This window comes from Arthrobacter sp. AZCC_0090, assembly GCF_014207375.1.
Classification (GTDB): Bacteria; Actinomycetota; Actinomycetes; order Actinomycetales; family Micrococcaceae; genus Arthrobacter.
Genome location: NZ_JACHEE010000006.1, coordinates 196,469 through 216,606, shown reverse-complemented (window position 1 = coordinate 216,606; position 20,138 = coordinate 196,469). Strand labels below are relative to the sequence as shown.

At 60.9% G+C, this 20,138-nt stretch carries 18 protein-coding genes, 1 tRNA gene and 1 pseudogene; 11 read left to right on the top strand and 9 right to left on the bottom strand.

Translation table 11 applies throughout. The features are described from left to right. Positions 1 to 61: 61 nt before the first annotated feature. Positions 62 to 1,273: an MFS transporter gene (locus HNP00_RS11840; protein WP_184739246.1), complete on the bottom strand. Its 1,212-nt coding sequence runs from the start codon at positions 1,271 to 1,273 to the stop codon at positions 62 to 64. 203 nt (positions 1,274 to 1,476) lie between these two features. On the opposite strand from HNP00_RS11840, the gene HNP00_RS23640 reads away from it, so the two are divergent. Further along, on the top strand, positions 1,477 to 2,451 hold the full coding sequence (locus HNP00_RS23640; protein ID WP_184739244.1) for a LacI family DNA-binding transcriptional regulator: 975 nt from the start codon (positions 1,477 to 1,479) through the stop codon (positions 2,449 to 2,451). A 45-nt stretch (positions 2,452 to 2,496) separates the two neighbouring features. On the opposite strand, the gene HNP00_RS11830 is transcribed toward HNP00_RS23640, so the two are convergent. Beyond that, complete coding sequence (locus HNP00_RS11830) at positions 2,497 to 5,004, bottom strand: glycoside hydrolase family 2 TIM barrel-domain containing protein (protein ID WP_184739242.1); 2,508 nt, start codon at positions 5,002 to 5,004, stop codon at positions 2,497 to 2,499. A gap of 413 nt (positions 5,005 to 5,417) precedes the next feature. Here HNP00_RS11830 and HNP00_RS11825 point away from each other — a divergent pair, with 413 nt between their 5' ends. From HNP00_RS11825 to HNP00_RS23270, 4 genes and pseudogenes are all read left to right on the top strand, one after another. After that, a complete protein-coding gene (locus HNP00_RS11825; protein ID WP_184739241.1) occupies positions 5,418 to 5,960 on the top strand; it encodes a Mu transposase C-terminal domain-containing protein in 543 nt (180 codons plus the stop codon). A gap of 312 nt (positions 5,961 to 6,272) precedes the next feature. Beyond that, on the top strand, positions 6,273 to 6,440 hold the full coding sequence (locus tag HNP00_RS23280; protein ID WP_184739239.1) for a hypothetical protein: 168 nt from the start codon (positions 6,273 to 6,275) through the stop codon (positions 6,438 to 6,440). Continuing rightward, a pseudogene (locus HNP00_RS23275) lies at positions 6,437 to 6,508 on the top strand (hypothetical protein); the annotation flags it as partial. The gene HNP00_RS23280 and the pseudogene HNP00_RS23275, both read left to right, overlap by 4 nt. Positions 6,509 to 6,523: 15 nt before the next feature. Further along, positions 6,524 to 6,868 (top strand): ATP-binding protein, encoded by a 345-nt coding sequence (locus HNP00_RS23270; RefSeq protein WP_260404918.1) that lies wholly within the window; start codon positions 6,524 to 6,526, stop codon positions 6,866 to 6,868. Between the two features lie 556 nt (positions 6,869 to 7,424). Here HNP00_RS23270 and HNP00_RS11810 read toward each other — a convergent pair. The 5 genes from HNP00_RS11810 to HNP00_RS11790 all read right to left on the bottom strand — a co-directional run bounded on the left by HNP00_RS11810 (position 7,425) and on the right by HNP00_RS11790 (position 12,401). Continuing rightward, positions 7,425 to 8,399, bottom strand: a complete 975-nt coding sequence (locus tag HNP00_RS11810) for an ABC transporter substrate-binding protein (protein ID WP_184739237.1) — start codon at positions 8,397 to 8,399, stop codon at positions 7,425 to 7,427. Between the two features lie 59 nt (positions 8,400 to 8,458). Beyond that, positions 8,459 to 9,265 (bottom strand): amino acid ABC transporter ATP-binding protein, encoded by an 807-nt coding sequence (locus HNP00_RS11805; RefSeq protein ID WP_395893817.1) that lies wholly within the window; start codon positions 9,263 to 9,265, stop codon positions 8,459 to 8,461. Continuing rightward, a complete protein-coding gene (locus HNP00_RS11800; RefSeq protein ID WP_184739233.1) occupies positions 9,262 to 10,218 on the bottom strand; it encodes an amino acid ABC transporter permease in 957 nt (318 codons plus the stop codon). Before HNP00_RS11800 ends, HNP00_RS11805 begins: the two co-directional genes overlap by 4 nt. Next, the gene (locus tag HNP00_RS11795; protein ID WP_184739231.1) at positions 10,218 to 11,999 is read right to left on the bottom strand and encodes a choline dehydrogenase; all 1,782 of its coding nucleotides are present in this window, start codon (positions 11,997 to 11,999) and stop codon (positions 10,218 to 10,220) included. The genes HNP00_RS11800 and HNP00_RS11795 overlap by 1 nt, the downstream gene beginning before the upstream one ends. Positions 12,000 to 12,242: 243 nt before the next feature. After that, positions 12,243 to 12,401 (bottom strand): hypothetical protein, encoded by a 159-nt coding sequence (locus HNP00_RS11790; RefSeq protein WP_184739229.1) that lies wholly within the window; start codon positions 12,399 to 12,401, stop codon positions 12,243 to 12,245. A 561-nt stretch (positions 12,402 to 12,962) separates the two neighbouring features. On the opposite strand from HNP00_RS11790, the gene HNP00_RS11785 reads away from it, so the two are divergent. The 5 genes from HNP00_RS11785 (at position 12,963) to HNP00_RS11765 (ending at position 17,184) form a co-directional block, all read left to right on the top strand. Beyond that, positions 12,963 to 13,802, top strand: a complete 840-nt coding sequence (locus tag HNP00_RS11785; RefSeq protein ID WP_311770566.1) for a TIGR04255 family protein — start codon at positions 12,963 to 12,965, stop codon at positions 13,800 to 13,802. Next, the gene (locus tag HNP00_RS11780) at positions 13,802 to 14,539 is read left to right on the top strand and encodes a hypothetical protein (RefSeq protein ID WP_184739225.1); all 738 of its coding nucleotides are present in this window, start codon (positions 13,802 to 13,804) and stop codon (positions 14,537 to 14,539) included. The genes HNP00_RS11785 and HNP00_RS11780 overlap by 1 nt, the downstream gene beginning before the upstream one ends. Positions 14,540 to 14,589: 50 nt before the next feature. Next, positions 14,590 to 15,432, top strand: coding sequence for a hypothetical protein (locus tag HNP00_RS11775; RefSeq protein WP_184739223.1), 843 nt, complete (start codon positions 14,590 to 14,592; stop codon positions 15,430 to 15,432). Between the two features lie 117 nt (positions 15,433 to 15,549). After that, positions 15,550 to 15,747 carry a hypothetical protein gene (locus HNP00_RS11770; protein ID WP_184739222.1) on the top strand — a complete coding sequence of 66 codons (198 nt, stop codon included), beginning with the start codon at positions 15,550 to 15,552 and terminating at the stop codon, positions 15,745 to 15,747. Positions 15,748 to 16,647: 900 nt separating this feature from the next. Beyond that, on the top strand, positions 16,648 to 17,184 hold the full coding sequence (locus tag HNP00_RS11765; RefSeq protein ID WP_184739201.1) for a hypothetical protein: 537 nt from the start codon (positions 16,648 to 16,650) through the stop codon (positions 17,182 to 17,184). A 366-nt stretch (positions 17,185 to 17,550) separates the two neighbouring features. Here HNP00_RS11765 and HNP00_RS11760 read toward each other — a convergent pair. Then, positions 17,551 to 17,632: transfer RNA gene (locus HNP00_RS11760), tRNA-Leu, on the bottom strand. A gap of 195 nt (positions 17,633 to 17,827) precedes the next feature. Between HNP00_RS11760 and HNP00_RS11755 the strand changes: the two genes are divergently transcribed. Further along, on the top strand, positions 17,828 to 18,433 hold the full coding sequence (locus tag HNP00_RS11755) for an ANTAR domain-containing response regulator (protein ID WP_184739199.1): 606 nt from the start codon (positions 17,828 to 17,830) through the stop codon (positions 18,431 to 18,433). A 156-nt stretch (positions 18,434 to 18,589) separates the two neighbouring features. On the opposite strand, the gene pyk is transcribed toward HNP00_RS11755, so the two are convergent. Next, complete coding sequence (gene pyk / locus HNP00_RS11750; RefSeq protein WP_184739197.1) at positions 18,590 to 20,092, bottom strand: pyruvate kinase; 1,503 nt, start codon at positions 20,090 to 20,092, stop codon at positions 18,590 to 18,592. Positions 20,093 to 20,138 lie beyond the last annotated feature (46 nt).

Genomic DNA, 20,138 nt, shown 5'->3' with positions numbered 1-20,138 from the left:
GTCATTGTGGCGGGGATTGTGGACTGGGCGGCGATGTTGCATCATCCCAAGTGGGCATTCGTTAACGCACGCCCTTGATGAACTTAACGGATAGTGCGCCGAGCGCGGTGGCGATAATCATGACGACGAACACCAGCTGGTAGTTGCCAGTGGCGCCGACTATCAAACCGACGATGCCGGGAGCAACGATCTGAGGCAAAGAGCTGGCCAGATTCATGATTCCCAGATCGCGACCGGCGTTATTGATGTTTGGCAGAACCCGCGCGACGAGGGCAGCGTCGACGGCGAGGTAGACGCCGTAGGCGATGCCGATGATTCCGGTCGCGATGTAGGCGCCCGTAATCGTGGGCATGAAGATGTACACCAGCCCCGCGGGAACGAAAAGGAAGGTTGATGCACCAACAAAAATGCGGAGCCGTCCCAGCTTGTCGGCGATTGTCCCACCGACCAGCGCGAAGACGAGACCCAGTAAGGAGCTGAGCCCGGTTAGTCCAACCAGGACGGTCGCAGATTCGTTGACGTCGCCGACACCGATGTAGTCGCGAAGGATGAAGAGTTGGAAGCTTACGACACTTGCATATCCGAAGGTGAGCAGGAAACGTCCGGCGAATGCCCACCAGTAGTCCGATGCCGCGCGGAAACCGGGCAACTTGTTTGCCGCTTTGCGCTCCGCTTTGGGCAACATTGAAACAGGGGGTGCCGGACGGTCGTTAGTTGCAAATGCGAACACCAGTCCGCAAATCAGGACAATGCCGGCGATCAACAGGTATCCCATGAAGATCTCCTGGGACAGGCCCGCGACAGTTACGCCAAGTGCCCCACCGATCGTCACGCAGCCACCGATAATACCGCCCATCCGTCCGCGGAAGCGCTCGGGGACCCGCTCGGGAAGCACTGTAGAAAGTGCACCCGTTATGGAGTTGAGGGGCCAGATTAAAAGAGCCCAAACAATCGTGATGGCCATTGGGTCAGTTAGCTGGGACATAACGACGAGCCCGGCTGCTGCGGCGACGCTGGAGCCAAAGATCCAGACGTTCCGGCGGCCGAGGAACTTCGTGCGCGTGATGTCCGAGAGCCACCCAGCGATCGGCGTGGAGATCACTCCGGAAACTGAAGCAAGGCTGAGAGTGAGCCCCAGCATCGCAGCTGATGCAGCTGCACCCGGCACCGCCGCGGCGACCTGCTTGCCAAGAAGCACCTGCATGACTCCGCCCCAGACGACCATGACACCAATCATGGCGAGCGGATACAGCACCCAGAGGCGCTTGTCCATCTGCTGCGGGGCCGACGCATCGTCTGGTGTTCCAGAAGGTCGGCGCCTCCGGGGAGGGGTATTGCGTTTTCTATCGGCGTTTGACTCGTCATTGAGACTCCAAAAGTAGATTCACGCGTGTGTTCACACGTGTGAATACACAAGATATACTCGAATACGCGGGATGTCGAGAATTTTTTTGATCCCAAGGAAGGGAGGACCGGGTGGCTGCTACCGCCGAGGACGTGGCCAAGAGGGCCGGGGTCTCACGTTCAACGGTGAGCTACATTTTGAACGGACAGGCCCACCGGTTCAGCCCCGAGACGCGGTCCTCGGTTGAACAAGCAGTCGCTGACTTGGACTACCGGCCACATGCGGCGGGGCGTGCCTTGGCCCGGGGGCACAGCGACGTAGTTTTGTTCGTATTGCCGCCGGCGCCGTCCGCGGGTTCGTTCGAGGGCATCAACGCCCTCACTGATGCGCTGTCTGAACTGGGAATGCCCTTGGTGATGTGGTCTCCTACTTCGTCGCCTGATGCGTTGCGGACGGTGACGAGGTCGATACGGCCGCGAGCCGTTGTTGCCGGCTCGGCTCTTGGTGAGGAGCAGAAGTCCATTCTCGCCAACGCGGGTGTTCGAATTCTTGACCTGGCCAAAATTTCCTCGTCGCCCGGCGGTTGGAACTGGCAGGTCGGGGTGATGCAGGCGAAGTATCTCGTACACGAGGCAGGTGCCCGCAGGCTAGCCTACGCCCGCCTTGAAGAAGCACACCACGACGTGCTCATGGATGCCCGGCAGGCAGGATTCGTCCATGCTGCCGCCGAGCTCGGGGTCGAGGCACCCATTGTGGTTGAGGTGACCATGCATGCGGGGTCTGATATGACGTCGTTGGATGCTCTGGCCGCAGGAACAGGGGTTGCCTGCTATAACGACCACACAGCGGCGGCTGTGGTTTCTGCAGCAAGGGTGGTCGGTCGTTCCATCGGGCGTGGACGTGATTTTTCGGTCATCGGCGTGGATGACTCCCCGATCGCGTTGCAGACTGATCCGCCGCTCACCACAATCGCATATGCGGTGGAAGCTTCAATGAAGAGCCTGGCACGGATGCTCGACAGCGACGAGCACGGCGACGATGACGCGTTCATCGCGGCGCTGCGGACAGACTCCGCTCCCCGTTACGTCATTCGTGAATCAGCGTAGGCACGGCTTGCGGGACGCGTCGTAGGGCGCCCCGCGAGCCACTTCCTACTTCGCGGCCTGCCCCGTACTGGTTTGCACCGGCACCGGCACCTCGACGAGGTCCGGGTCCGGGTGTCCTGTCAGCTGGAGGACCGTGTCGGCCAATCCAGGGGTCCGGATCGTGATGCGGGCCCGCCCGGGTGCGTCTTGACGGCGAACTGCGATGAGGGCGCGGCCGTGGTAGGTCGTGCATCGCGCGTCAAGGAAGGACTCTGTGGTTGATGGCCGTCCTGTCCCCAGGGCTGAAAGGACAGCAGACCCAGTGACATCGACTTCGATGATGCGGTCATCGAAGGTGACAGTCGTCCCGGCTGCATCGACCACCCGTACATTCACAAAGACCAGATCGTCGCAACCATCCGCCAGCCCTGACGCTGCCTCCTCCTCGGCCACGAGTTGGACGGCGTCGCCGGCACTTTTCAATAGGAAACGGCCAGATTCACGGTTCTGCGTCATGGCCACCGCCTCGATGGTGCCCGGTTCGTAGGTCAGTTCAGCCGTTGCGACGTACGCTTTTTCGGTACCGACAGAAGATGTGGCCCTCAACTCCCCATTGACCCAAAATTGCACCTCGTCAGCATCCGCGTAGGCCTCAGCTGTGATTGGAGTTCCCGGTTCCACGTTCCAGCCCCATGTCGCAAGGGAGTCACTCCAGGACCAAGCGCGCGGCTTGAAGGGGGCGTCATAGTGTTCCGGGTTCTGAATTGCCAGGTAGGGCTCTGATCTGAGAGCGAAGACAATCTCTCGGTAGTAAGAGATCGGGCGGCGGTGACCGGTGATGTCGAAATCGCCCACACCGGCGGTCAACCACGGGTATGGCGTGGCAAGCGATGCACCTTCGCCAGGATAAACGGGCTTGCCGATTCCGGTCTCCCCCAGGTAATCCCACCCGGTCCAGGTGAAGTCCCCGATGACGTGCGCGTTCTCACGCACCAGCTTCCAGTACCGGTCCACATGGGCAGGGAAGGTTTCTGCACCTACGATGATGCGGTCGGGGAACCTCTCGCGGTCTGCGCAGTACAAGGCGTCCCCGTAATTCAACCCAACAAGGTCCAGGGTCGAGGCATCCTCAATCAGCCGTTCGCCGACCTCGGGCAGAGAAATTACTTTGTCCATAAGTTCAGTGAACTGGCCAAGTAGGTCGTTGAATCCAGAGGAGTCCTGCGCATCGGCTGCTGTTGGGTCCTGATCAGCGGCCATGATCCCGGGGATGAGATCGCGGGCAGCGCTCATCCCGTTAATTGCGTTAGTCACCAAACGGGAAGGATCCTGCTGCCGGATACGCGACGCCAGAAGCCGTGACCACCGCGCCCCATGACGGGTACCGGCTTCAGGGATTTCATTCCCGATCGAGTACATGATCACACTGGGATGGTTAAAGTCCTTGGCAACGAGGGCATCAATGTCCCGCTCCCACCAGCCTAGGAAGCGCCTCGAGTAGTCATCGTCGGTCTTCCCGGTGGCCCAGACATCAAAAGTTTCATCCATGACTAGCATCCCGAGCCGGTCACACGCATCAAGCATCGCTTTGCTCATTGGATTATGCGCCGAGCGGATAGCGTTGAATCCGGCCTCCTTGAGGAGGCGGACGCGGCGTTCTTCAGCGGCGGCATGCGTAGCGGCCCCGAGAATGCCGTTGTCGTGGTGCACACAGGCGCCGCGGAGTTTCACCGACTTACCATTGATGCGCAGTCCTCGCAGCGGATCCAGGCTCAGGCGGCGAATGCCGAACGTCGTCGTCGACTCATCGAGTATCTCGCCCCCATCGAGCAGGATGGCTCTGGCAGAATACAGTGCCGGTGATTCCGGGCTCCAGAGCTGGGGGTGCTCCACGTAGACGCGCTCCAGCGATGTGAGGTGATCGCCGGCCAGGAGCGTCGCCCGGGAGCGGGCAGTGGCGGCTATCCGTCCGTCTCCATCGCGGATTTCGATGTTGAAGTCGAGAGTTTTTGTCTCAGTGCTCTTATTGACAAGGTCGAATTCGACCGCGATGACAGCCATGTCGTCATCAATCTCCGGAGTCGAAACCCTCAAGCCATTTGGTGCAACATGCGCCAGCCCGCCGACCAACAGGTGCACAGGCCGGAAAATGCCTGCTCCGCTGTACCAACGTGAATCCTTAAATGCCTGGGCTTCGACACGAACAGTGTTGGCTTTCCCGTATTCAAGAAACGGGTCAAGCTCGACCAAGAAACCCGAATATCCGTTAGCCCACTGGCCGGCCGCCGCGCCGTTGACATAAACCATCGCATCCCGATAGACAGCTTCGAATTCCAGCGTCATGCGCCGCCCGCGCCACGATTCAGCGGCATGGAACGTCTTCTCGTACTCCCACGCCCCCGAATTGAAATATCCGCCGAACGATCCCGCGGAGCTTTCAGGGCTCCTGCCCTGGGCAAGCATGGCGTCATGCGGCAGAGTCACACCGACACCGCCACCACCACCGCCCATCGACTCGAACATCGAGGACCGCCGCTTAACGGTCCAGCCTTCATTAAAGGATTCTCTGATCACATCTACTCCGATAGGTCAGTGGTTCGACTCATGTATGGCGGTCGATCAAGCGACAGCGATAGCGTTGCCGCACGATTCACACGTGTGAATGACCTTAGCGGGTTCGCGCTAAATGGGAAAGTACAGGCCTGCGCAAACCCAAGGGTGAACGAATCACCTGACCAAAGGGAACGTCTAGTGGTTCAGCGAGTAGCCCCCCCGCTAAGTTCCAGACCAAGACGACACGGGCAGCAAATCCCCTGCCACTGGTGCCCGGTCTAAGTCAACGCTCGGCAGATGAATTTGACCGACGATACTTCATCACGGCACCGCATCTACGTCTCACTTAACAAAAGCTTTCGAGACACGGGCGTCTCACTTCGAGAGGGTCACAGGAATCTGCGCCATGCCGGGCCGTCCAGCGTCTTGTAAAGGTGTCTCACCGTGAATCGTCTCATGACGAATACAACCAAAGCCCGCACTCCGAAACCGAAAAGGTCCCCGCGGCACGCTGGCAGGCCGGCGGCTGGATCCCCCGAATGCCCGCATGTCCCGGGGACCTTGACCTCCTGCTACTGACCGTCGCACACCAGCGCATCGTGCACCGAGAGGGCATACACTTCAACGGTCTGCGCTACCTGGACCTCACACTTTCGGCCTACGTCGGCGAGAGCGTCACTATCCGCTATGACTCCCGGGACATGGCCGAGATCCGCATCTGGCACCAGGACACTTTTCTGTGCCGTGCCATCGCCCCGGAACTCGCCGCCACTTCAGTCACCTTCAAGCAACTCAAAGCGGCCAGAGCAGCACGCCGGAATGAACTGAAGAAGCAGCTGTGCGCCAAAGCCAGCCTCGCTGAGGCACTGCCCGCCGACGACCGCTACGCGCCGCCGGAAACTGTCGAACCTGCCCAAACCGGCGGACAATCCAGGGATCCAAAGCAGCACCGGCTCCGCACTTACGCCGAAGACTGAGCACAAAGATCGGAGCGTCATGCCCGCTAAGAACGAGAATGACGACGGACGCCGCTTCCTCTTCAACGACCTCGGCGAAATTTCCGTCGCCCCGCCACCGGTCCCGCCTGACACACCGTCACTTCTAATCACGAAGGAGCACCGGCGATTCACTGAATTCGCCACGGCGGTACGCACTAACCGCCATATCGGCGTCTGCTATGGTCCGCCCGGCGTCGGCAAAACCTCTCCGCACGCGCCCATGCTGGCGCGACTGAATGGGAACAATGGCAATGGACCGGCGAAACCGATACCGAGCCCTTTCCTGCTCGCGTGCTTGAGGCCAGAACAGCCTTCTTGACGCCTACGGTAACCATCAGCCAGCGGGAGATCGACCGGCTACTACCCCGGACCTGCCAGAAGATCTCCTGGGCAATCGAATACGCCCGTGACGGCAACATCGACGTCTTCGAGCGCCGAGACTCCCAGCGTCTGGCCTGACCGAACTCCTCATCATCGACGAGGCCGACCGGCTCAAACCTCCAGCACTCGAGCAGGTTCGGGACTACTACGACCGCCACACCATGGGCGTCATTCTTATCGGGGCGCCTAGCATCGAAAAACGCCTCGCGCGTTACCCTCAGTTGTACAGCCGCATCGGCTTCGCCCACCACTACTGGACCCTCAGCACCGAGGAACTCACCTTCGTCCTGGCAAACCGCCGGCAGGAGCTCGGCTTGACTATCGATCCCCAGGACTTCACGGACGCGGAGGCCATCGCCGCCGTCGCCCGCATCACCAACGGCAACTTTCGCCTTATCCAGCGCCTCTTCACCCAGATCACGCGCATCCGTGACATTAACCAGCTCAACGGCGTCACCAAAGAAGTCGTCGAAGCAGCGCGTGAAACCCTGCTCATCGGCACCTGACCGCGCCAAATATCGCCGCGAAAAACACGCCAAATAGCGCAGAGAATCACAACCTGGAGCACCGGCAGGATCTTCAGGACCTCGTCGACGGCCTGCGCCTGGCCCTGAACCTGGTCAAGCAACCGGCATGGCAGAAATTCAACCCGACCAACCTCAGCCTGGTCCAGGGAACACCAAGCAACAGCGACCTTGAAGCATTCGTCCGCAAACACGTAGGCACGTCCACAGTAGAGGTTCCCCGACTTAACTAGTTCAAAATCATCCTCTTCGGCGGCCACGCTCCACAGCTCGAGGGCTTCCCGAGCGAGGGGAACTCGGCTGCGTGGCGGCCCTGGACTCTGAGGGAGCCCAAGGCCGCTGCTGTGGCGGCTCCCACGATGCTGCTCGCGACGACGATGACATCTATGCTCTGCCGGATGCCCTGTGGATGCCCTCCTGAATTCTGTTGCCGGTTAGGTGCGACCGGTGGGTTGCGTACTGCAACCTACCGGTCGTTCATCTCCTGCGGTTCAGTGATCTTCTGGGCGTTCTTAAGCGGGCTTCCTTGCCCGCGACCTCAGCCGTTCGGGAGCTGCGAGGGGTCGGTGTAGAGCTTGGCCTGGTCGGCCGAGGTGTATCCGATGGTGTCCACGCCCCATTTCTTCAGGATCTTGCCGTAGGTCCCGTCGTTGATGATCTCCTTCATGGCCGCCTGCAGGGCTGGGCCAAGGCTGCTGCCGTTTTTGAGTGCGATCCCTTGTTCGAGGGGCTCGTAGACGAACTTCTGCAGGGTGAGGGGGACGTTCTGGGACTTGATGATGTAGGCCATGGCGTCGGCGCTGGTGGCCGTGATCTCCGTGCGGCCATTGGTGATGGCGAGAATGCGTGCGCCGTCGTCGGGGTAGGTCTGGACACTCAGCGCCGCCTTGCCGGCCTTCGTGCAGTCGGCGCTGGTCTGGTTGACCTGATCGATGAAGTAGGAGCCGGCAACAACGCCGATGCTGTGGCCGCACAGGTCGGAGGCGCTGTTGATCGTAATGTTGCTGCCGCTCTTGGTCGCGAATCCAGTGCCGATGGCGAACTCGGAGACGAAGTCGACCTGGTTGAGCCGGGCCTTGGTGACGCCGAAGTCCGCGGAGGCCATGTCGTAGCGGCCGCTGCTGATGCCGGGGATGATTGAGTCGAAGGTGCCCACCGAGGCGTTGTTGACCTTTACGCCCATCACCTCGCTAAGCGCCAGGGTAATGTCGGGCTGAATGCCCACCAACTGCCCGTTCTCTTGGAACTCCTCAGGCGGGAAGTCGTTGTAGATGGCGTTCTGGATGGTCTTGTCTTTGAAGTCGGCCGGCACCAGCGCCGTCACCGAATCAACCGGCTTCAAACCCCACGTCGTGGTGACGTTGGATGTGCTGGAGGCGGAGGCGCCGGCCGAGGCGGTGCTCCCGGTGTTTGACGTGGCATTCGGGTCGGAACAGGCTGACAGTCCCAGGGCGGTGATGGCGGCCACCGCGGTGACTGCGGCGGCGGTGTGCAGGGAAGGGCGTCGGAACATGGAGGAACCTCTCGGATTAGGTTCGCCAGGGCGGATGCGCCCTGGCGTTGGGGTGGGTGCTAGAGGACTTTGGACAGGAACTCTTTGGTCCGGGGCATCTGGGGGTTCAGCAGGACGTCGTGCGGGTGTCCGCGTTCGACGACGACTCCGCCGTCCATGAAGAGCACCGAATCCGCGACCTCACGGGCGAAGCCCATCTCGTGGGTGACCACGACCATCGTCAGGCCCTCAAGCGCGAGGTCCTTCATGACGTCGAGGACTTCTCCGACCAGTTCAGGGTCAAGGGCGGAGGTGGGCTCATCGAAGAGCATGACCCGCGGCTTCATCGCCAGGGCGCGGGCGATGGCGACGCGTTGCTGCTGGCCGCCTGACAGCTGGCGGGGGTACTGCTGGGCCTTCTCTGCCAGGCCGACCTTGCCCAGCAGGGCCATGGCGGTCTCCTTGGCCTCCTTCGGGTCCTGTTTCAGCACACCGACCGGGGACTCGATGATGTTCTGCAGCACGGTCATGTGGGGGAACAGGTTGAAGGACTGGAAGACCATACCCATCTTTGTCCGCTGCCTGGCCAGCAGTTTCTCCGGCAAGGTGACGTACTTCTGACCATGCAGACGGTAGCCGACCAGCTCGCCGTCCAGCTCGACGCGGCCGCCGTCGATCTCTTCAAGGTGGTTCATGCTGCGCAGCAAAGTGCTCTTGCCCGAACCGGAGGGCCCGATGATGCACATCACCTCGCCTCGTTCTACGATCAAGTCGACGCCTTTGAGGACCTCCAGAGGGCCGAAGCGCTTCTTGAGCCCGGTGACGCGCAAGACGACCTCGCGCTTGCCCGCAACAGGGCCTGCCGGAATGGTTGGGACAGTCATCATGCCCTCCTGTCGGCGGTGATTGTCTGGGCCGGCGTGAATCTGGTGAACATGCGTTTGACCTTCTCCCAGGGGGTGAGTGGCAGGGCACGACGGCCGCCCTTGGCGTAGTGGCGCTCGATGTAGTACTGGATGACGCTCAGGACGCTGGTGACAATCAGGTACCAAATGCTCGCGACAATGAGCAGCGGGATGGTCTGGAAGGTGCGGTTGTAGACCAGCTGGGCCGAGTACAGCAGTTCCGGCATGGAGGTCACGCTCACTAGGGAGGTGGACTTCAGCATGCCGATCACCTGGTTGCCCGTCGGTGGGACGATCACGCGCATGGCTTGCGGAAGGATGACGCGCCGCAGTGCCCTTGACGTACGCATGCCGAGCGCGACCGCGGCCTCCTGCTGACCCTGGTCCACGGAGAGGATGCCGCCGCGGACAATCTCCGACATGTACGCTCCCTCGTTGAGAGCCAGCCCGAGTAGCGCTGCCATGAACGGGGTGACGATCTGGTTGGCGTTGCCCGACCAGACCGTCGGCCCAACGAAAGGAATGCCGATATCAATCGTCGGGAAAAGCGCTGCGAGATTGTACCAGAAGATCAGCTGGACCAGCAGCGGGGTGCCGCGGAAGAACCACGTGTAGAACCACGCCACCGTGGACAGGATCTTGATCGGCGAGAGCCGCATCACCGCAGTGAGCATGCCCAGCAAGATTCCGAAGAACATCGCCAGGACCGTCAGCTCCAGGGTGCGCAGGAGACCGAACACGATGCTCTGGCTGAAGAACCAGCCAGCCACGACATTCCACTCGAGGTTCGGGTTGGTGAACAGCATCTGGACGATTCCGGCGGCGCACAAGAGCACGAACCCTGTGAGGACCCACCATCCCCAATGCGCCCGATGGGCAACCCGGATCTCATCCGGGGACCCGATCACAGACCGGGTATCGCTAACTGTACTCATCAGACTGCGCCCCTTTTAGTAGGATCCATCACGTTCTCCGCTAGGTTGTGTTGATGCCGGGCACTCCCTGTCGACTCGTTTAGGCCGTCCTGCAGCCCTGGCAGCCGCCGGAACCCGCGTGGCTTGTCGACGGCGGCCTCGGTTCGATTGCCCGATGCCTGGTGGTATTTTGCGTTTGAGGGTGGGAGTGCCGGTACTCCGCGGATGTGGTCGGCGATCTTTTCGGCCATCATCATCACGGCGGCGTTCAGGTTTCCGGTGATGATTTTGGGCATGATGGACGCGTCCGCGACCCGGAGGTTGCCCACCGCGTAGACCTTCCCGTCCTGATCCACGACAGCGTCCCCGTCGACGCCCATGCTGCAGGTGCCGGATGGATGGTAGGAGGTGCCTACGTGTTTTCGGACGAATGCTTCAAGGTCGGTGTTGCTTGGTGTTCCCTGGCCCAGGCTGAGGTTGGTCGGGTTGAATTTCTGCCATGCCGGTTGCTTGACCAGGTCCAAGGCCAGGCGCACGCCGTCGACGAGGTCCTGAAGATCCTGCCGGTGCTCCAGGTGGTTGAAGATGGTCACCGGGTGATCGGCGGGGTTGGCTGAGCGCAAGGTTACGGTGCCGCGGCTCTTGGGCCGGGCCAGATCCATCCAGAACTGGAAACCGGGGATCGGCACGACTTTTCCCCGGTGCAGGCGCCGGGTGAGCGGGAGGAACTCGTACTGCATGTTGACGTAGTCAACATCCTCACGGGTCTTCAGGAACGCCCCGGTTTCGAAAAAGTTGGTCGTTCCGAGGCCCTTTCGCCGCAGCAGCCAATCCGCACCCAGCCTCGCGCGGCCGATCATGCCCAGTTCGCTGGTCAGGGAGTCCTCGCGCGCTGTGGCGAATTGGATATCGACCCCCGGGTGGTTCTGCAGGTTCCGGCCAACGCCTTCCGCCTCGGCCGCGACCGCGATGTTGTGGCGGCGCAGTTCTTCAACCGGCCCGATCCCTGAAAGCATCAGCAGTTTCGGGGTGTTCATGGCCCCGGCGCAGACAATGACTTCGCGGTTGCAGGCGATGATCCGGGTCCTGTCCCCCTCCTGGATCTCGATGCCCTGGGCAACGCCTGAGTCGACGACGATCCTCTTGACCGTGCGCCGCAGGAGGATGGTCAGATTTTCCCTGCCAGCAGCCGGTTTCAGGTAGGCGCGCGGAGCGCTCCAGCGAACACCCCTGTCGATGAAGGACTGCGCGACGTGGAGCCCTTCCTGGCGATAGGCATTGTGGTCCGGGCTGACCGAGAAACCGGCCTGTTCACCACTGCGGAGAAAGGCATCATAGAACTGGTGGGCCGCCCGTGCCCGCGTCACGTGAACAGGTCCCTCACCGCCGCGCCACTCATTCGCACCTTCGGAAAAGGACTCCATCTTACGGAAGTAAGGAAGGACGCTGGCATAGCCCCACTGGTCAAGCCCGTCGGCGGCCCAGCCCTGGAAATCCAACGGGTTACCCCGGTTGAAGATCATCGCGTTGATCGAGGACGAACCTCCGAGTACCTTACCGGCTTTCTCGTCAACGGTCTTGCCGTGCGCGAAAGGCTCGGGCCCGGACTGATACCCCCACCCGATCCGCTTGTTCTGATACACGAACGGCAGCGCGCCTGGCATCGTGATGATCGGATTCCGATCCGACCCGCCAGCCTCCACCAAAAGAACCCGTACCCTCGGGTCCTCCGACAGACGCGACGCCACGATGCAACCGGACGTGCCGGCACCAACAACGATGTAATCGTATGAATCAGCCATTTACAGGGCTCCTAGAAGTCGATGTCATTACCCTCGCCAATTCGTCGAGGATTGCCGTCTGGGTCTTGTTCGATCGTACGATCGGTGTGACCTGGATCTCTTCGACGGACAACAGGAACCCCAGGCCCTGTTTTCGACAAAATTCGAAAGCCTCTCCCAGGCCGCTACCCGCCCGCCCCGCTCCGAGTTTGGGCCAGTGTTCGAAGAGCACGACGGCTGGCGTTTCATCCCCGCTCGACGAAGTTACGCCATTCGCTTTCGCCTGAACCGCAGATCCCGTTCGAGCACCTTCAGCTGTGGCGCCGTCGAATCCACGAGGCGAAAGCGCATCTCCCACAAGGTGAACCGGCAGAGATGGTCCAGCCCGGCAACGCGCTCGAACATCACGTCCATCAGAATCACCAATCCTTTGAAGCGAGTATCGATATATTGACGCCGCTTGGAGGATCCTCTGATCAAGACACAAACCCACGTGCTTTACCGCAACAATCCGGCACACCCCCGAACCCCGCGTCATACACCTCTGCGGGCTCACCCCGCACCAGTGTGCGTCGACGTCGCCAAGCGGCACCACAATTCTCACCCTCCTGCACGCGGAAGGAACTTCCCCGTCCGTTTACACATTTGGCATGAAGTATCAAAACCCACTGCCCCGGGGAATCTCCACTGCCGGACACTTCGCGCGCGGCGTCTCTTTCCTCCGGCGGCGACAGCGTCTTGGCGTCTTGGCGTGCGCGGATGAGTATTGTCCCCCGGCGGCTGCATATGCGCCGGGCAAACCGATGGGCGGGCGGCTGTTGCCATTCCTACCGGCACGACTCACGTGTCCGACCCCGAGGAGCGTGACCAGCAAGGTGCTTACGACTTCCTCCCGTCACGATCCGGGGCCTAATAGTGCTGTAAATCACAGTCATCTATGGCAAATGTCAGAAAGTGCATCTAAAGTGCATGTCATGATGAGGCATGATGTCTGATACTTCCGCACCCCTCGCCGTCAGCGACGCACCCCTAGGGGGTCTCCCCTCGGCTGACAAGACACTGCTTGCGAACGCCCCCTTGGAGGTCGCAATCTGCGAGGTCAGGTTCACGGCGGAAGGCGGCAGCGTGCCTGTTGAGACCGCTGAGCGCGTCCGAGACGCCCTCTCCAAGTCATTGGAGGTCGATTTCACGAGCATTCAGCCGGCCGCGCAGAACACGATGGAAATCAACCTGAATGCGGGAGGCGCTGCCTGGTCGGGGGAGGAAACAAAGGGCTGGCAGATCGCCTCGGCGAACGGTCAACACAGTGCGACCGTTTTTCCGGGCAGCGTGGTCTGGCAAGTTGCTGATTACGAGCGTTGGAGCGTCAGCATGCGCCGCCCGCTCGAGCTGCTTCTGGGGGCGATAGCAACCGATCTGTTCCCGTCGCTGGTGCAACGAATCGGGCTCCGTTATGTGGACCGCTTTGTCGATCCCTCATGCCGGAGGACGCAAGATTGGGAAGGAAAAATCGAGGCGTCCCTGCTTGGCCCGCTTTGCAATCCTGTCTTCGGAGGATTGGTTACTGGCGCCCAGCAGCAGGTGGAGGTCGCCCTTGATGGCCGCCACGGGGCGGTACTGCGACACGGCCCCATTCCGGATCCGGCCTCAATGAGCGTCAACTATTTGCTGGACCTTGACGTTTTTGCCAACGCGAGCGAGTTGTTCAAGATCGACGAAGTACTGGATACGACGGAGAAACTGAACCGGACGGCGTTGAGCCTGTTCCAGGCGTGTGTTTCGGAGGATTATTTGAAAGCGCTTCAAGGAGAAGGGAAGAGCTGATGTCAGCAATCGCGCTGACCCCGGGCTCCGGGACGGCCATGACATTCAACAAGGGGTTTCTGGGACGGACGCCCGCGGACGACATCGACCTGACTCCGTTCGCCCTGGCCCCGGTCGTTCCCGCACTGCGCGAAGCCGTACAGCGGTTCGACGAGACGTTCAATCCGATCCACGATCACGAGACCGTTCGCGTCGTGACCGGCGGTGACGCCCGCACGTGGATCTCCAACATCTACATTCCGGGACCGATCCACGTGGTCACCATTGGTCGGTCTGCGTCTGTCGAGGACGATGCCTCCTTCGTCGATCCGGAAACGGCGGAGCCTCTGGCGGTGTTCGACCGCCTGCAGATCGAGCTTGGCATCACTCAGAAAGACCTGCTTGCCGCGACAGGGATCAAGCGCAGGACCTACTACTCGTGGAAGAAGCCGAACACTCCCCGACCGCGTCCGGCAAGCGTTGGCGCCCTGTGGCACCTCGCCGACACCATGGTGGATCTGCGTGAGGAAATCGACCGTCCGCTCGCCGTCTGGCTGCATGCCTTGCCGGAGCGTGAGGCCGCGCTCCAGGAGGGCCGGTTCGATGATCTCGTTGACCTCGCAGTCGCCATGCCAAAACCGGCCAAACGGGCGATTGGAACCTCTCGCCGCCTGGGCGTCAGCCCGGACGTGGACGTGCCCATCGTCAAAACCGGCAAACCTAAAGTCACCGTGGTCCAGCGAGGTGGACGCCGTTGACCGTCGATGACCTGCTTCCCGAGACCTGGCCGGAGGAAACCGCCGTCGCATTGGACGCTTGGCGGCAAGGTCACCTGATAAGCGGTGACCTTGTCATATGGTTGGGGACGGCTGGTGGAGTCGACCCGGTCACCGGCGACGATTTCACCGAAATTGGCGAGGGGCTCTTGGCAGCTTCTGCCGAGATCGGTGACACGGGCTACTTCGCTGTAGTCTCACAAACCTGCGACATTGCCGCAGCCGGGCCAGGCAGGCGCCATCCCTTTGTCCATGTATGTCCTGTGAGGGACTTGGGGGCGGTCTTCGACGCCCAAAAGATCCAACAGGCCCGCGACAGCGAACTGGTCGAATATGTCTACCTGACCAAGCCGCCCGTCACGGGAGCGCACTGGGCGGTCGACCTACGGGTCATGGTGCCGCTCAGCAAAGGCTCCCTCGTAGGGACCGCTCCCATCGAGGGCTTCGCCTGCGAAGACGACGAAATTGATCTGGCTGCTAGGGTTGCCGGGAAATTTGAGCGCCCCGCGCTGCACGACTACTTGTCGAAGAATCTCGTCGACGCCCTTAACGCGTTGGTCACGAAGGCGCGAAAAGGATCTGCGGACTGGTGCGAAGACATCGAGCAATTCAGACTGTGGATCGATGGACCACGCCTGAAACCAAAACGAGTTCGCCTCGTCGTCATCACGGAAATGAACTACGGTTCCAAGCTCCATAAACAGCGAACGGATGCGATCCGCGACCATTGGAAGACAATGAAAAAGCCGCTTCGGAGCGTCGGCATCGAGCAAGGACCCATTGCGTTTCGATACATTGAGGACATGAAAGTGAAGGACTATCGGGATTACATCCCTATTAATGTCCCGGCACTTGGCCGGGGCCGCTTTGACTGACAACACGTCTCGGTGTTTGGCTGAGGGCAAAGATGCAAATACCTCGTCATCCTCACATTCGGCCGATAGCACGCCGTCGAGCCGGGCAGGACAGGTCCGAAAGGGATAATTCAAGGTATGGATTCACTTCGCGCCAGCATCACCTTGCTGAAGTCCCCAGATGGTGGCCGGCATGCGCCCGTCTTCGCCGACGCCGGCAACGGAGTCCAGTTCGCCGTCTCGCTCAGCGGGAACAATGAGGTCTACGGAACGACGTCGATGACAGCCGGCTATGGGTCGCACCGACCGTCGTGCGCTACCTCGAAACGTGGATGACCGGAACACTGACGGGTCTGACGCGCGGTAGGCTGGCGGCCATGGGGGCTGAGGCATGACGGGGAACGCTGGAACAGAGCGCATACTGCCTGAAGGCCGTCCGCAGCGTGTTGACCCGGGCTGGCTGTGCGCCGTTGCCCTGTGGGCGAGCGGGTATGGCACGGTTGATCAACTGGCGGCGGCATCCTCGAAGTCGGAGTACCGTAAGCGCGAAACGGCGCTGGTCAACGTGTGTAGCGCTGAGATTGGGCTGAAAGCCAGCAAAGCCAAAGGTCAAGCGCAAGTGGTTCCAGAAGTAGCCTGTTCGCCGTCGGCCACACGCCCGGCCTTGATGATCTTGTCCGCCCGTACTCAGCACCCCGCGTGCGGCCTTCATACTGGGCCACAGAGCGTGGCGGATCGATTGAAGCTAGAAGACGGAAATTAAGGATGTGCCAAGAAAGGCGATCAACTTCCATGCGTGAGCAAGTTGTTCTGTCCCGCTGACGTGGCTAGATTCGAAAAGCAAGTAGTACTCATTCGCCCTGAGTAATCCAACGTTCGCATCCCGCGTAGCTGACCCTCTAGTAATTCGATTCGATGTAGCGCATTAATCTTTGCCATGGGTAGGTTCAAAAGCGCAATCGGCTTGCTCGACGGCTGGTCGGAGGGGGGTCGCCCCACTACCACGGATAGGCGGCACCTGGTCGGTTCATGGGCCGCCAAGGCTACACTCGTATTCTTTATCTTCGAGTGGGCAGCGCACTTCGACTGGACTGGCCCTCACCCCCCAGCTATGTCACAAACTACGTTAGCGACCTGGGTATGGTGACGCCATGCTCTGCCGGTCCGCCAGTGCAGGACACATGCTCACACGCGTTCGTAGCCATGAATCTCGCCCTTGTCTCCATAGGCATAGGCTTGTTTGTTACTTCGTGTCTGATTACGTCAGCCGTTCTGTGGGTTGCGGCTCATCCGGGCGATCTGTTCGACGAATACAAGAAGTGGCCGGTCAAAGTTCCGTGGAACCCAGTTCCAGTGAAACCGGGCGGCTTTGCGCGGACCATGTCGATCATCAGCAGGTCGCTTCTCGCTGCGACGGGCTTGGCTTTGGCGACTATTGGCCTAATTCCGGAAGACTTCATCCCTGACCTGCACCGCAACGTTGTCGTCGTCCGTGGGTTCGGCATGTGCCTCTGGCTCGCTTCAATGGGAGTCTTGTGGTTCAAGCGCACGTACTGGGTAATCGCATTCATTCTGTTCACCGTGATTGCAGGCGCAGGCGGAATCGCCATGTTGACGACTAGTGAATCCATACAGATCCGTGGGCTGTTTGAGCGCGCCATGATCTACCCGTTCATAATCGGCCTGGCAATTGTGGGATTCATGATTGCGGTTGGAGCCCACAACGAGCGGAATCGACGAATGCGGCCGCGCCCCAAGAGGCCCTGGAGATAGGGCGCAATGGGCCAGCGGTCTTCTGCGCTTCCACTTTGACACGAAAGTTGATGCCGAGAGTACGCTCGCATCTCTCGAAAATCTCTATGCAGGGGCGCAATCAGACAACGCAACCGCCATGAAGATTACCGGATCAGCAAGCACGATTCACAAGCCCAGAAGGTCCCGGAAGACTCCGGCACCCATTTGGCTCAGATTAGGTTGCCCGGACTGCGGCGCGCCCTGGACAAGCAAGCGCCGATCAAGCCAGATCCACCACAGCGTAAGGAGAAAACCGAAGGCAAGTAAAACAACCCCGGCGGGTAGACAAAAACACCAAATCCCCGCACCCAGAGGCCCAAAAAGGGCCTCTGAGCTGGGAAAACGTGCCCGAGGTGGGACTCGAACCCACACACCTTTCGATACCGCATTTTGAGTGCGGCGCGTCTGCCAATTCCGCCACTCGGGCGCGGAACACCGAAACAAGACTAACCGACGTCGAGGTCTTCGCAGAACTCAACGCTCCCTGTTGCAGTGCGCGAAACTACTCTACATGCAGATAGGCTATTTTTCAGAACCGGCTCGGCCGAGCAATAAATCATACGCAAGGACCGGGTGCAACTAAGATGGTTGAGAACCCGCCGTACGTCTTGAAGGAGATCCCGTGTCAGAACAGACGGAGTCCAAGCCCGCATCCCAGCCGGCCCGCCGTGTAGTCGTCGCAGAGGATGAGACCCTCATCCGCCTGGACATCATCGAGATCCTGAAGGGCGAAGGTTACGACGTCGTCGGCGAGGCCGACAATGGTGAGAAAGCAGTCCAGCTGGCCGAGGAGTTGAAGCCGGATCTGGTCCTCATGGACGTCAAGATGCCAGTCATGGACGGCATTTCCGCCGCGGAAAAGATTGTCAAGGCCAGGATCGCCCCCGTGGTCCTCCTGACGGCGTTCAGCCAGAAGGAACTCGTGGAGCGCGCCCGCGACGCCGGGGCCATGGCCTATGTCGTCAAGCCCTTCACTCCGGCGGATCTGATCCCCGCCATCGAGATCGCTTTGTCCCGCCACGAGGAGATCAAGGCCCTCGAGAACGAGGTGTCCGATCTCCAGGAGCAGTTCGCCACGCGCAAGCTCGTAGAGCGCGCCAAGAGCCTCCTGATCACCAAGATGGGCCTTACGGAGCCGGAAGCGTTCCGGTGGATCCAGAAGACCTCCATGGACCGCCGCCTCAGCATGCGTGAGGTCGCCGAGACCATCATCAACCAGGTCAACTAGCACTCCGCCACGAAGGGCGCCTGCTTTCCGATGGGTAGCAGGCGCCCTTCGTCGTCCCGGAACCAGCCGGCGACGCCAACAAAAAAGCCACCAAAAAGGGAGGCCCCGCCGCGCGGGGCCTCCCCTAACTCTTCCGAGAAGTTGATCCGGGAAAGATCAGGCCTTGGACTTGGCCTTCTTCTTCTTTTCTGGCCACGGTCCGAGCTTTTCCTTGCGGGCTGCGGCTTCTTCCACGCGGGACGTGTCGGCGAGGTCGCCCACTCTGTGGACCTTGAGCGAGTTCGTAGAACCGGCTTGTCCGGGAGGCGAACCGGCCGCGATGACCACGAGGTCGCCGTTCTCGACGATCTTCATCTCGAGCAGGCTGCGGTCCACCTGGGCCGTCATGGCGTCAGTGTGGCCCACCATGGGGACCAGGACGGGCTGAATGCCCCAGGTCAGTGCCAGCTGGTTCCAGACGTGCTCCACCGGGGTGAAGGCGAACACCGGCTTGACGGGCCGCAGGCGGGACAGCCGTCGGGCCGAGTCACCGGACTGCGTGAAGGTACAGATGTACTTTGCGTCCAGCTGGTCGGCGATTTCGACGGCTGCACGCGTGATGGCGCCACCGCGGGTCTTAGGCTTGGTACCCAGCGGAGGGACGCGCTCAAGACCGTGCTCTTCGGTGGACTCGATGATGCGGGCCATGGTCTTGACCGTCTCGATCGGGAACTTGCCTACGCTGGTCTCACCGGAGAGCATGACCGCGTCGGCGCCGTCGAGCACTGCGTTGGCGCAGTCCGACGCTTCAGCACGGGTCGGGCGCGGGTTGTCGATCATGGACTCGAGGACCTGGGTGGCCACGATGACCGGCTTGGCCCAGCGGCGGGCCAGTTCGATGGCTCGCTTCTGGACGATCGGCACTTCCTCGAGCGGAAGCTCCACGCCGAGGTCGCCACGGGCCACCATGATGGCGTCGAAGGCGTCGATGATTTCGTGGAGCTGGTCCACTGCCTGCGGCTTCTCGATCTTGGCGATCACCGGCACGCGGCGGCCTTCTTCGTCCATGATCTCGTGCACGCGCTTGATGTCGGAGGCATCACGAACGAAGGACAGCGCGACCATGTCGACGCCGCGCTTCATGGCCCAACGGAGATCGTCCTCGTCCTTTTCGCTCAGCGCGGGGACATTGACGGCAACGCCAGGCAGGTTGATTCCCTTGTTGTTGGAAACCCAGCCACCGACTGTCACCGTGGCGACTACCTTGACGTCGTCGACCTCGACGGCGCGCAGTGCAACCTTGCCGTCGTCGATCAGCAGTGCATCTCCGACGTTGACGTCTTCTGTCAGGCTCTTGAGCGTGGTGGAGCAGATGTCCTTGGTGCCCGGCACGTCCTCGGTGGTGATGGTGAATGTGTCGCCGACGGCGAGCTCGTGGGGGCCATCGACAAAGCGGCCGAGGCGGATCTTCGGGCCCTGCAAGTCGGCCATGATGGCAACGGGCTTGTGGAGCTGGGCGGAAGCCTTGCGGACGTTCTCGTACGTGTTGTCGTGTACAGAGTAGTCGCCGTGGCTCATGTTCATACGGGCGACGTCGACGCCGGCTTCCAGCACCGCGAGGGTGTTGTCAAAGCTGGAAATTGCCGGTCCGAACGTTGCCACGATTTTTGCGCGTCTCATATACCTACCCTAGTAGTGTGCTGCAGTTGGAGTGGGGAAAGCGTCG

What these genes read in the sequence shown, in the direction of transcription:
- HNP00_RS11840 (WP_184739246.1), bottom strand. Translation starts at nt 1,273, where the DNA reads ATGGACAAGCGCCTCTGGGTGCTGTATCCGCTCGCCATGATTGGTGTC.
- HNP00_RS23270 (WP_260404918.1), top strand. Translation starts at nt 6,524, where the DNA reads ATGGGCGTCATTCTTATCGGGGCGCCTAGCATCGAAAAACGCCTCGCG.
- HNP00_RS11810 (WP_184739237.1), bottom strand. Translation starts at nt 8,399, where the DNA reads ATGTTCCGACGCCCTTCCCTGCACACCGCCGCCGCAGTCACCGCGGTG.
- HNP00_RS11805 (WP_395893817.1), bottom strand. Translation starts at nt 9,265, where the DNA reads ATGATGACTGTCCCAACCATTCCGGCAGGCCCTGTTGCGGGCAAGCGC.
- HNP00_RS11800 (WP_184739233.1), bottom strand. Translation starts at nt 10,218, where the DNA reads ATGAGTACAGTTAGCGATACCCGGTCTGTGATCGGGTCCCCGGATGAG.
- HNP00_RS11795 (WP_184739231.1), bottom strand. Translation starts at nt 11,999, where the DNA reads ATGGCTGATTCATACGATTACATCGTTGTTGGTGCCGGCACGTCCGGT.
- HNP00_RS11785 (WP_311770566.1), top strand. Translation starts at nt 12,963, where the DNA reads ATGATGTCTGATACTTCCGCACCCCTCGCCGTCAGCGACGCACCCCTA.
- HNP00_RS11780 (WP_184739225.1), top strand. Translation starts at nt 13,802, where the DNA reads ATGTCAGCAATCGCGCTGACCCCGGGCTCCGGGACGGCCATGACATTC.
- HNP00_RS11770 (WP_184739222.1), top strand. Translation starts at nt 15,550, where the DNA reads ATGGATTCACTTCGCGCCAGCATCACCTTGCTGAAGTCCCCAGATGGT.
- pyk (WP_184739197.1), bottom strand. Translation starts at nt 20,092, where the DNA reads ATGAGACGCGCAAAAATCGTGGCAACGTTCGGACCGGCAATTTCCAGC.